Below are 12,230 nucleotides of genomic sequence, written 5' to 3'. Positions count from 1 at the left end.
CGCTATGCCCGAGCGGTCACCGATCCGGACCTCCAGTGGACCTACCGCCGGTACCGGGCCGGGGTCGAGCGGGCCGCGGCCCGGCTCATCCGCGGCGGCCGTCGGTTACGCCGCCGCGACCTGGCCAAGAGCGACCTCCCACCGAACGATCGTGACGCCGTAACCAGCCCGTCGACTCACCGTGCTCGATGCCACCCGCGCCCGCGACACCTGGACGCGCTGGACCGCGGCCTGACACAGGAACCGCGGCCACAGAGCGCTCGCGCCGGTCGGCTCCCACGACGCCCGGTAGATATATGGACACTGATCCCGGCCCTTACGGTCACGATCTTCGTTCTTACGATCACGATCTTCGGCGGGATCTCCTGGCGTCGCTCAGGGCGACTATCCGGACGTCGCGCCCCGGGATACAGCCCGGCCCTCGCCGGGACGGGCAAACCAGTCTTCGACGGCGACCGGGATCGTTTCGCGGCGGCGGGCCACAAGACCCATTCCGCGTGGCCGAAGGCCCCTGCTTGAATGGTCGTCGCGCTTCCGCGCCGCCAGGGTTCGGCTGCTTGCGCAGTGCCACCGCGAGCCCGCCTGCGCGACCGAGCAGTGGCGCCGTGGGGGCGAATAGCTATGTCATCCCAACGGTTGTTGAGTAGATCAATCCATGGTCAATGGTTGCGGGGTGTCTGGTAGCCGGGCCCTACGGACACGTGAAAGGTGCGGTCGTCGCGAGCTCTCCAGGTGTGGTCGTCACCTGGCGTGTGCGCCGGTGGTAGATCGGGACGGCTGGCGTCCGTGGTTGCCGAACCAGCCGCGGCCGACTGGGCGGCAATACGCCATACCGGACTACGCCGATAGGACGAGATCGTTCGCGACCGCCGGTGGGCGGCAACCGCGGCGTCCAAGGGGTCGCCGAACATCCGGCGCACCCGGCTGTCGTGTGGCTGGACGACATGACTACTGGGAATTGTGGCGGAGGTCACCCGATGCATCCCTGGTGATATGTGGTCCCCTATATCCGGTTATCTTCCAATTATCGCCAGCGTCGACGCACTGTGCGTCCGGGCTCGTTGCCACCGTCACGCCTGGCGTTGGCTCGTCGTTTGGATCCATGGCTGTCGGGGCGGCTCCGAAGCGTCGCCGAGAGACAGTGCGCAGGTCGGACCCTGTCCGTGGGGATCACCGGTGGTCGAGGCGTGGCACGACGAGGAGGCTCGGCCGTCGGGCCTGGGGCGGGCCTGACGGTTACGCCGCGGTTACTTTGCAGTTCACTCGCTGCGGGAATTAGGGAAGCCACTTGCCGCCCCGGACGGTTGCGGTAGCATTCCCAGCGGGGATCAAGCGGGTCCGGCGTCGGAGTGGTTGCGTATTGCCTCGGTCCGTCGTCGACACTGTGCGCCGCAGGGGTCACAAATTTGTTTCGCCCGGGAGTCGCGCCTGTTTGTGAAGGGTGAACGTCGGCTGGACAGCCGGCGGGCGACTCCCATACCACCTGGGGGGGGAATGGTGGGGCAAGAAGAGGTCGGACTCGTGTCATCCATCGACGCGCCGTCGACCGCCTACTCGCTGAACGGCCATTCGGCCGGCACGCTGGATTCGACGCTCGACGCGGAACGCGCGGGCGTGACCAGCCTCGGTGCCGGTGGCCGGCGGCGCGGGCGACGAGTGCTCATCGTGGTCCAGAACCTGCCGGTTCGTATTGACCGGCGGGTCTGGCAGGAGGCTCAGTCGCTGGTCAAGGCCGGCTACGTAGTCTCGGTCATCTGTCCACGGGGCCCTGGCGAGCGCAGGCATCAGGTCGCCGACGGGGTCCACATCTGGACGTATCGAGGAGCGCCCCAGACGGCGGGTGTGCTGAGCTACGTCCTCGAGTTTGGCTACTGTTGGCTGCGCACATTTCTTCTGTCGTTCATGGTCGCGTGGCGAACCGGCTTCGATGTGATCCAGGCGTGTAACCCGCCGGACACATACTGGGCGCTCGCGTTGTTCTACAAGCCGTTCGGTAAGAAGTTTGTCTTCGACCACCACGACCTGTGCCCCGAGGTCTACCGGTCCCGTTTCCAACGGGATGGTGACCTGCTGCACCGACTGCTGTTGTTGCTGGAGCGCGGCAACCAGCGGTTCGCTGACCACGTGGTGGTTACGAACGAGTCCTACCGGCAGATCGCGCTGACCCGCGGGCAGCGTGACCCCGAGGATGTCACGATCGTCCGCAGCGGCCCCGACCCGGCCAAGCTGCATCCCGTGCCTCCCCGCCCGGAGCTTCGCCGTGGGCGTGCGCACATGGCCGCCTACCTGGGTGTCATGGGTCCGCAGGACGGTGTCGACGGGCTGGTGGAGGCGATCGACTACTACGTTCACGTGCTGGGTCGCGCCGACTGCCACTTCGTGCTCATGGGCTTCGGTGACTGCCTGGCTCTCCTGAAGGAGCAGGTGAGCCGGCTGGACCTGGACGACTGGGTCGAGTTCACCGGTCGAGCCGATGATCAGATGATCAAGGATTATCTGTCGTCGGCGGACGTCGGCCTCTCCCCGGACCCGCGCAGCCCGCTGAACGAGGTCTCCACCATGAACAAGACGCTCGAGTACATGGCGTTCGGCCTGCCAGTCGTCGCCTATGACCTCACCGAGACGCGGGTCAGCGCCGCCGGGGCCGCCATATATGCGGCCACTGACGACCCGAAGTCGTTCGCGGACGCGCTGGGTGAGCTCATCGACGATCCAGGGAAGCGCGAGGAGCTGGGCCTGACCGGGCAGAAGCGCATCGAAAACGAGCTCTCGTGGCGACATTCCGCTCGCGAGTACGTCCAGGTCTACGACCGGCTACTCTGCGCTGTCACCGTCGCGCAGGCCTGAGGGGGCGCGACCGAGATGCCAGCGGTTGCGACCGGCGCGCGGCATCCCACGGCTCGACGAACTTCTCCTCGCTGGCCTTGGGCCAGGAACTGGTAAGCGCCTGGTTCCGGCGACAAGGTTGCCCGGCCGACAGAAACGACGGCCGGCGTGCCCTGGCACCATGACGAACGCGTCCCAGCGAACAGGCCGACCGATACCGGCCCACACCTACTCCGGAGGCCTTGCCGTGGTGTCCAGTCTGGCGAGACCGGACGTCCCTGTCCTGGCTGAGACGTCGCCAGCCAGGCCTGGCACGTCGTCGGCGCACCACCACGTGGCCAACCCGGCGCGGGATTTCTGACATGCGGCAGACCTGTCCCGCCTGTCAGGCCCCTGCACTTGAGCCGCTGATCGTCGTGGACCGCACTCCGGTGATCATCGGGGTGCTCTGCTCGACCGAGGAAGATGCGCTAGGAGCGGTCCGACGCTCGCTTGACCTGCACCTGTGCGGCGTCTGCGGGACGGTCGTGAACGTCGCCTTCGACCCCGACCTGCTCGAGTACGACGGCCACTACGACAACTCGTTGCACTACTCGGGTACCTTCCGCGCCTTCTCAGCCGCCCTGGCGCGTCGCCTCGTCGACACGCACGGTCTCGCCGCACGCTCGATCGTCGAGATCGGCTCGGGCAAGGGCGACTTCCTTCGGGAACTCTGCCGGCTCGCCGGCTCGTCCGGAACGGGATACGACCCCACCTATGTGGGGCCCGACCGGGCCGAGGACGCTGACGTCGCCTTCATCGTCGACTACTACGGTCCGCGCTACAGCGACCTGCCCGGAGATTTCGTCGTCTGCCGGCATGTTCTCGAGCACATCGAGAACCCGCTCGCGTTCCTGCGCAACATACGGGACGCGCTCGGTGAGCGGGACGCGTCGATGTACCTCGAGGTGCCCAACGGCGGCTTCATGCTTAGCGAGGCCGGGGCCTGGGACTACATCTACCCGCACGTCACGTACTTCTCGCCTGCCGGACTGGCCGCCGTCATCACCGCGGCCGGGTTCGACGTCACGGGTACCGGCACCGCGTTCGGTGACCAGTTCCTGTGGGTCGAGGCGAGAACGGCGCGGGCCTCTCGGGACATCGCGCCGGGCACTCTCGCGCCGGGTGATGTGATGGGTACGGTCGGTGACTACGTCGCGAGCGGGCGCCGTTTCGGAAGCCGCTATCGCGACGTGGTCGGCCGCTGGACAAAGGAGTTCGCCGGCGAGGCGACGCCTGGCCGCGGCCCAACGGCGGGTATGGATACCAAGGCGCGGCACACGGGCGCGGATGCACAGGCCCAGCCCGATCTGACCTCGGGGCGGGTCCTGGTCTGGGGTGCCGGTGCCAAGGGGGTGAACTTCCTCAACGTCGTCGGCGCCGGGGCGGCGGTCGCGGGAGTCGTCGACCTGAACCCGAACAAGCAGGGAACGTTCATCCCCGGTACTGGACATCGGGTGCTCGCGCCCGAAGAGATCGCCGGCATGGACATCGATCGGGTACTGCTGCCCAACGCGCTGTACCTGGACGAGGTACGGGCGTTTCTTGACAAGCTCGATGTCCGGGCGGAGGTCATTCCTCTCCTGACGGAGCCAAGGGGGACGGGGACGCGTGGCACGGTCGGAGGATCGACGGATGAGTATCGGAGCACCCCCGCCGGGGGCAGCGCGCATGTCCGTCGGCAGGGTGGCTGACTCTTGAACCGCGATGGCGAGGTGTGGAGGACACCCGCGCACCACCCGTCTGGTCGCTGCTCGCGATCCGTTCGGTCCGTGCCAGGTGATCAACCGTGACTCGGGCTGAGCCGACGCGTGAGCGTCGGCACCGTACTCACTCCAACCCGGGTGGCCGGCCGCCCGCGGCGCTTCCGGCCGCCTCTGGATCGTCCCCTACCGGGGAGACGATCCCCGCGATCCCCGCCTTCCCCGCCGACGCGCCCGAGACCTTTCTTGATCCGGCGGATCTCATGCGGGTCGATGGCTACGACTCGTCGGACACCTTGCGCCCAAGCAATGCTCGTTTCGTCAACGCACCCGCGATGGTCCGGGACCGGTGGAGCGAGGAACGGCTCGATGGTCTCGTCGATCTCACCGAGCCGCCGGCGGCACCTGGCGGCGCGGCGCGGACGGCACCGCGCGACGGGACACCCGCTCACGGCTCGATGGTGCACGGGATTCGCTGGATGTCGCTCAACCAGATCGGCGTGCAGATCATCCGGCTGGTCGTCCAGATCGCGATGGCGCGCATCCTGGAGCCCAGGGCGTTCGGCCTGATGACGATGGCGCTGGTCGTCCTGGCATTCCTGGAGATCGTGCGTGGTTTTGGCACTGGCATGGCGGTGGTCCAGCGGCAGGAGTCCGACCAGAATCTGCTCAGCAGCGTCTTCTTTCTGAACCTCGGGTTGGGGCTCGGCCTGACCGGTGTGCTTGCCCTGGTCGCACCGCTGCTGTCGTTGGCCTATGGCGACTCGGCCCTGACTCCGGTCCTCCAGGTGATCGGTCTGAGCCTGTTCATGCTCAGTGCCGGCGACCTCCAGCAGTGGCTGCTGCGCCGCGACCTCAAGTTCGGCGCCGTGGCCGCCGCGAACATCATCGGCACGCTCTTCAGCGCCGTCTGCTCGATCACGCTCGGCATCCTGGGTGCGGGAGTGTGGTCACTGGTCGTCGGCAACGTGGCCGGCTATGCCGTGATCACGCTGATCGTCTGGTTCACGTCGTCCTGGCGGCCCAGCATCCACTTCTCCTTCGCGGACATCCGCCAGCTCCTCGGCTTCAGCGCGAACCTCAGCGCCTTCAACATCTTCAACTTCTTTCTGTTGAACGGCGACAAGATCATCGTCGGCCGATTCCTCGGAGCTGGCCCGCTCGGCTTTTACGGCCTCGCGCAGCGCGTGCTGATGTATCCTGTCACCTCCGTTCTGACGGCGCTACAGGAAGTCATGTTCGCGGGGCTCTCGCGCATCAAGGACGATCATCCGGAGGTTCGTCGCATCTACTTCCGAGCCTGCGCGGTCAGTGCTCTGATTTGTTTCCCGGCGATGGCGCTGCTGGCCGTCGTCGCGAACAATCTGGTCCACGTCGTGCTCGGCGACAAGTGGGGAACGCTGGTAGGCCTGATCCAGATCCTGGCGCCGATCGGCGGCATCCAGTCGGTGAGCTTCAGCGTCGGGGTCATCTACCAGAGCCAAGGCCGGACCGACCTCCTGCTGCGCTGGGGAATCTTCTCCGGCCTGCTGATGCTCGGTAGCTATTTCGCGGGCCTGCCATGGGGGGTGAACGGCGTCGCGGCGGCCTATGGGATCGTCATCCTGCTGCTCCTGTCCCCCGGGTTCGCGATCCCGTTCCGGCTGATCGGCGCACGGCAGTCCGAGTTGGTCCGGACGCTCTGGCCGTACCTGTGGGCCACCCTGGTCATGTCGGCGCTGGTGGCCGGCGTCCAGTACTGCGTCGGGCGGGCCGGGGTGCTGGCCGTCGCCAACCTGTCGTTGTCCGTCGCGGTGGGCGCGATCTGCTATGTCGGCCTGATGGTGCTGGTCCGCCCGCCCGCATTGCAAGATCTCCGGCGTTTCGCCGGCGCCGGACGCGCGAACGCGCCGACGGCTTGACAAGCCAGCCAGGCGTTGCCCAGGAGCGGCTGAGGACGCCGCGTCTCGGGGGAGGGACCTCGACATGACCATGGCGGCGACGCCAGACCAGAATCCAGCCAGTCCGCTGGCGAAGTCGTTGGGCGGCGACGGCCTGAGGCCGGTCACGGGACGTGCCCCACTCGTGACGGTCGCCTTGCCGGTCTTCAACGGCGAGAACTACCTCGCGCGGTCGCTGGAGTCGCTGATCGCCCAGGACTACCCGAACATGCAGCTCCTGCTCGCTGACAACGGCAGCACGGACGCCACGGAGAGCATCTGCCGCGAGGCGGCCGAGCGCGACAACCGGGTGACCTACCTGCGGTCGCCGGAGAACCGCGGTGCCGCCTGGAACTACAACCGCGCCTTCGACGCCGCCCAAGGCGAGTACTTCAAATGGACGGCCCATGACGACCGGTGCGCGCCGACCTACGTGTCCAGATGCGTGACCGCGCTGGAGGAGTTCGGCCCCGAAGCCGTACTCGCCTACCCCAAGACCCTGGTCATCGACAAGGACGATCAGGTCGTGGGCGAATTCGAGGACGGGATGGACCTCCGGGAGCCGACCCCGCACGAACGGCTGGCGCATTTCCTCGCGACCCGCACCGAGTATCACGCCGTGTTCGGTGTGATGCGGATGGAGGTGCTGCGCGAGACCAGACTGATCGACCGGTTCGTCGGGTCGGACGTGGTCCTTCTCGCGGAGATGGCGTTGCGTGGCCGCTTCCTGGAGGTGCCAGAGCGATTGTTCCACCGGCGTTTCCACGAGGACAACTCGGTGAACGCGAACCCTGACTACCAGGACCGTGCGGCCTGGTTCGACCCGGCGCTGCGCAAGCGCAAGTCGCTGCCGTTCACGCAGATGACCATCCAGATAGCGGCGTCGGTCCGGAAGGCCGAGCTGGGTCTCGCCGAGCAGGGGCGCTGTCTGGACGCCCTCGCGCGCCACTGGGCTCGGCCCTACTGGCGGCACATGGCTGGCGAGATTCGAGCCACGGTCACCAAGAAGCCGCGCAGTGGTCTGTCGGCGTCGTGACGTCGACACCGTGTGACTTAGCGTATCGGCCGAAAGGGCTGGTAGCGGCCCGAAGGCAGTCCCGTGCCGCGGCCCACGTGATCTACGCCATAGCTGTTCGACCCTTACTTGAGACACATAGGGGATCGTGCCAATGTTCGAACGGGATCGTGTCGTGGCCGCCCGCCTCCGGCACATGACCACCTTGTCCATGTCACCCTCGTCGGCTGGCCACCATGGCGCGTCGGGCCCGGCCGACCGGAGTAGTCGTGATCTTACTTCCGACACCGTCGCGGTATAGGTCACGGCGATGTTTCGAGATGACGTCTGACAGATTCACCAAGGTTTTCAGTCATATTCGGTCTGTCGAGCCACCGGGCGTGCGATCGTGCTGTGTGGTCGTACTCCCGGTGCCTCGGTAGCGCCGGGTCGTGAGGGGGGACATGAAAATCGGAATCCTGGCCGGAGGACTTGGCAGCAGGCTCGCCGAGGAGACCACCATCAAACCCAAGCCGATGGTGGAGATCGGTAATCAGCCGATCATGTGGCACATCATGAAGTACTATGCGCACTTCGGTCTCACCGATTTCGCCGTCGCGCTCGGATACCGTGGCGAATACATCAAGCGATGGCTCGTGGACTACGCGTCGCTCGCCAGCGACCTGACCGTGTCGCTCCGAGACGGGACCGTGTACCAACACGAGGCCGACGGCCACCGCGAGGACTGGAGCATCAGCCTGGTCGAGACCGGCCAGGATACGAACACCGGCGGCCGCATCAAGCGGCTCCAGCGGTGGATCGGCACCGAGGGCACATTCATGCTCACCTGGGGCGATGGTGTGTCCGACATCGACCTCCACGCGCTGCTCGACTTCCACCGCGCGCACGGCAAGCTGGCGACCCTGACGGCGGTGCGCCCGCCCGCCCGGTTCGGCCACCTCGAGATCGACGACGACAGCCGGATCACGGAGTTCTCGGAGAAGCCGCAGACTGGCGAAGGCTGGATCAACGGTGCCTTCTTCGTCCTCGAGCCCGGAATCTTCGACTACATCGAAGGCGACCTCACCCAGTTCGAGAAGGAGCCGTTGGAGGAGCTGGCCAAGGACGGTCAGCTGATGGCCTACCGGCACGGCGGCTTCTGGCAGTGCATGGACACTGTCCGTGATCGCAGGCTGCTCCAGTCGCTCTGGGACTCCGGCAACGCTCCGTGGAAGGTTTGGGCCTGACAACATGCGCATCCTCGTCACCGGCCACGACGGCTATATCGGCACCCGTCTGGTCCCGCTCTTCCTGCAGGCCGGCCATGATGTCGCCGGCCTGGACAGTGGCCTGTTCGCCGACTGCACCATCGGCGCGGAGCCGCCCACTGTCCCCGCGGTCCGGGCGGACATCCGTGACATCACGCCCAGCCACCTTGAGGGCTTCGACGCGGTCGTTCACCTCGCGGCGATCTCCAATGACCCGCTCGGCGACCTCAACCCGCAGACCACGTACGACATCAACGCTCACGCCACCATCAGCGTGGCGCGGGCCGCGAAGGCGGCCGGGGTCTCCAGGTTCGTCTTCTCCTCGTCATGCAGCCTCTACGGCGCACATGGCGACGCGCCGATCGACGAGACCGCCGACTTTTACCCGGTCACTCCGTACGGCGAGTCGAAGGTGATGGCTGAGAAGGGTCTGGCCGAGCTCGCCGACGACGCCTTCAGCCCGGTGTTCCTGCGCAACGCGACCGCGTACGGCGTATCGGCCCGGCTGCGTGGCGACCTCGTCGTGAACAACCTGACCGGGTACGCAATCACCACCGGCGAGGTGCGCATGAAGAGCGATGGCACCCCGTGGCGGCCGCTGGTGCACATCGAGGACATCGCGCGCGCGATGCAGGCTGTCTGCGAGGCTCCCCGGGAGAAGATCCACCTGGAGGCGTACAACATCGGCCGGACCAGCGAGAACTACCGGATCCGTGACGTTGCCGAGATCGTCGAGGAGGTCGTCCCGAACTGCAAAATCACTTTCGCGGACGGTGCCAGCCCAGACAAGCGTAACTATCGGGTCGACTGTGACCGGTTCGCCGACACCTTCCCGTCCTTCCAGCCGGTGTGGACGGTGCGCAAGGGAGTCGAGGAGCTGTACACCACGTTCCTCGCCGAGGCGCTCACGCACGACGACCTGGTCGGCGCGCGCTTCCAGCGGATCCGCCGGATTCAGGAGCTGATCGAGCAGGGCGTTCTCAACGACTCACTGCGTTTCACGGCGCTGACGGGCTCCCACGCCGCGGGCACTGGAGCCGACGGCCCGGACGCCTCGTGAGCGACCTGCTGGGCTGCCGGTCCTGCGGACAGACCGGCCTCAAACCGTTCCTCTCGCTCGGCACAACCCCACTGGCTGACGCGCTGGTCACCGAGGACGGGCTGGCCGACCCGGAGGCGCGGTTCCCGCTCGATGTTGCCTTCTGCTCGGCGTGTTCGCTGGTGCAGATCCTCGAGGAGGTGCCGCCGGAGCAGCTCTTCGTCGACAACTATCTTTACTTCTCCTCCTTCTCCGAACACCTGCTGCGGCACTCACGCGAGCACGCGGTCGGACTGATCGAGCGGCGCGGGCTCGACGGCGACAGTCTGGTCGTGGAGCTGGCCAGCAACGATGGCTACCTGCTCCGCAACTTTGTCGAGCGCGGAGTACCGGTGCTCGGGATCGATCCAGCACCCGACCAGGCCGCCGCCGCGGCGGCGGTGGGCGTGCCGACACTCGCCGAGTTCTTCGGCAGCGAACTCGCCAGACAGATCGTCGCCGAGCGCGGGAATGCTGACGTGATCATTGCGAACAATGTGATGGCGCACGTCCCCGAGCTCAACGACTTCGTCGCCGGGATGGCAATACTCGTCGCGGAGAACGGGCTGATCACCGTGGAGAACCCGTACGTGCGCGACCTGGTCGAGCATCGCGAGTTCGACACCGTCTATCACGAGCACTTCTGCTACTACTCCTGCACGGCGGTCGACACGCTGGTCCGTCGGCACGGGTTGTTCCTCAACGACGTCGAGTACTTCCCTGAACTGCACGGTGGCACGCTGCGCTGGCACATCGGCCCGCGCGAGCATGTCAGCGACGCTGTGCGCGGCTACCTGGCCGCCGAGGCGAACGCCGGCATGACCACGTTCGACTACTACGCCGACTTCGGGGTGGCGGTCGAGCGGATCCGCGCCGACCTGCGCGCGCTGCTCGGGTCGCTACGGGCCGGCGGGAAGCGGGTCGCCGCCTACGGGGCGGCGGCCAAAGGCAGCACGCTGCTCAACTACGTCGGCATCGGGACCGATCTGGTCGAGTTCGTCGTCGACCGCAACGTGCACAAGCAAGGCAGGTACATGCCCGGCATGCACCTGCCTATCCGTGAGCCAGCGGCCCTGCTCGTCGAGCAGCCCGACTACGTGCTCCTGTTGGCCTGGAACTTTGCCGACGAAATCATGAAGCAGCAGGGCGAGTACCTGCGACGGGGTGGGAAGTTCATCCTCCCCGTCCCGACCCCGAGGATCGTGCCGTGACCAAACCCATCGACCGGTGCCCGGCCTGCAACGGGTCGAGCCTTACTCCGTTCTACGCCAAGGACGGTGTGGCATCGCACAGCTGCCTGTTGATGGACGACGAGGTGGAGGCGCTCGCGTTCCCCAAGGGCGACCTGCGGATCGTCTTCTGCGACACCTGTGCATTCGTGTTCAACACCCACTACAACGGCTCGCTCGCCGCCTACTCCGCTCGTTACGAGGAGACCCAGGCGTTCTCCCCGCTGTTTCGAGAGTTCGCTCGTGACCTGGCCAAACGGTGGGTCGACAAGTATGACCTGCACGACCGGTCGGTCCTTGAGCTCGGCTGTGGCAAGGGCGAGTTCCTGGTCAACATGATCGAACAGGGTGCCGGCTCCGGGATCGGCATCGACCCGGGCGTGCACCCTGAGCGGATCGACCCGGAGCTGACCGACAGGCTCACCTGGATCGCCGACTACTACGGTCCGAAGTACACCCACCTCAAGGCGGACGCGGTGGTCTGCCGCCACACGATGGAGCACATCTCGCCGGTCGGCGACTGGATGCGTTCCATCCGCGAGGCCATTGGCGACCAGCCGGACACCGTCGTGCTGTTCGAGCTTCCTGACGTGCTGCGGATCCTCGAAGAGGCCGCCTACTGGGACGTCTACTACGAACACTGCTCGTACTTCAGCGCGGGGTCGCTGGCGCGCCTGTTCCGCGCGACCGGGTTCGAGGTGCTCGAGGTCTCCCGTGAGTACGACGACCAGTACCTGGTGATCGAGGCCAAGCCGTCGACGACTCCGGCACCGGGTGAGCCATTGGAGATCGAGGACGATGTCGAGCGGCTACGAGCGTCGCTGGCGTCGTTCGACCTGTCGGTCGCCACGAGCCTGGCGAACTGGTCCGACGAGATCCGCGCGGTGCGCGCGCGGGGTGGCAGGGTGGCGATCTGGGGCTCCGGCTCCAAGGGCGTGTCCTTCTTCGCGGGGCTGGGCGAGGCAGCTCGCCTCGTCGACTACGCCGTGGACGTCAATCCTTACAAGCACGGCAAGTTCATGGCGGGCAGCGGGCATGCGATCGTGGCGCCGGACCGGCTCGCCACGGACCGGCCGGAACTTGTGATCGTGATGAATCCGATCTACCTCGACGAGATTGGCGAGTCGCTTGCCGAGCTTGGTGTGAGTACCGATCTTCGGGCCATCTAGGTCCC

8 protein-coding genes are annotated in these 12,230 nt (G+C 66.5%); all 8 read left to right on the top strand.

The window, feature by feature from the left end; genetic code table 11:
• Nucleotides 1-1,521 precede the first annotated feature (1,521 nt).
• The 8 genes from QOZ89_RS28535 (at nt 1,522) to QOZ89_RS28500 (ending at nt 12,225) form a co-directional block, all read left to right on the top strand.
• Nucleotides 1,522-2,847, top strand: a complete 1,326-nt coding sequence (locus tag QOZ89_RS28535; RefSeq protein WP_241842457.1) for a glycosyltransferase family 4 protein — start codon at nt 1,522-1,524, stop codon at nt 2,845-2,847.
• Between the two features lie 341 nt (nt 2,848-3,188).
• On the top strand, nt 3,189-4,559 hold the full coding sequence (locus QOZ89_RS28530; RefSeq protein WP_083420128.1) for a class I SAM-dependent methyltransferase: 1,371 nt from the start codon (nt 3,189-3,191) through the stop codon (nt 4,557-4,559).
• Between the two features lie 95 nt (nt 4,560-4,654).
• Nucleotides 4,655-6,469 carry a lipopolysaccharide biosynthesis protein gene (locus tag QOZ89_RS28525; protein WP_241842456.1) on the top strand — a complete coding sequence of 605 codons (1,815 nt, stop codon included), beginning with the start codon at nt 4,655-4,657 and terminating at the stop codon, nt 6,467-6,469.
• A 64-nt stretch (nt 6,470-6,533) separates the two neighbouring features.
• Nucleotides 6,534-7,523: a glycosyltransferase family 2 protein gene (locus tag QOZ89_RS28520; RefSeq protein ID WP_241842455.1), complete on the top strand. Its 990-nt coding sequence runs from the start codon at nt 6,534-6,536 to the stop codon at nt 7,521-7,523.
• Between the two features lie 422 nt (nt 7,524-7,945).
• On the top strand, nt 7,946-8,728 hold the full coding sequence (gene rfbF / locus QOZ89_RS28515; protein ID WP_071054601.1) for a glucose-1-phosphate cytidylyltransferase: 783 nt from the start codon (nt 7,946-7,948) through the stop codon (nt 8,726-8,728).
• A gap of 4 nt (nt 8,729-8,732) precedes the next feature.
• The gene (locus tag QOZ89_RS28510) at nt 8,733-9,809 is read left to right on the top strand and encodes an NAD-dependent epimerase/dehydratase family protein (protein ID WP_071054599.1); all 1,077 of its coding nucleotides are present in this window, start codon (nt 8,733-8,735) and stop codon (nt 9,807-9,809) included.
• Entirely contained in the window at nt 9,806-11,038 is a 1,233-nt protein-coding gene (locus QOZ89_RS28505; protein WP_071054598.1) for a class I SAM-dependent methyltransferase, read from the top strand. The genes QOZ89_RS28510 and QOZ89_RS28505 overlap by 4 nt, the downstream gene beginning before the upstream one ends.
• The gene (locus QOZ89_RS28500; RefSeq protein WP_071054596.1) at nt 11,035-12,225 is read left to right on the top strand and encodes a class I SAM-dependent methyltransferase; all 1,191 of its coding nucleotides are present in this window, start codon (nt 11,035-11,037) and stop codon (nt 12,223-12,225) included. Before QOZ89_RS28505 ends, QOZ89_RS28500 begins: the two co-directional genes overlap by 4 nt.
• Nucleotides 12,226-12,230 lie beyond the last annotated feature (5 nt).

The organism is Pseudofrankia coriaricola (assembly GCF_032027725.1).
GTDB lineage: Bacteria > Actinomycetota > Actinomycetes > Frankiales > Frankiaceae > Pseudofrankia.
The sequence above is the reverse complement of the archived record's forward strand: the minus strand, read 5'-3'. Positions and strand labels throughout refer to the sequence as shown.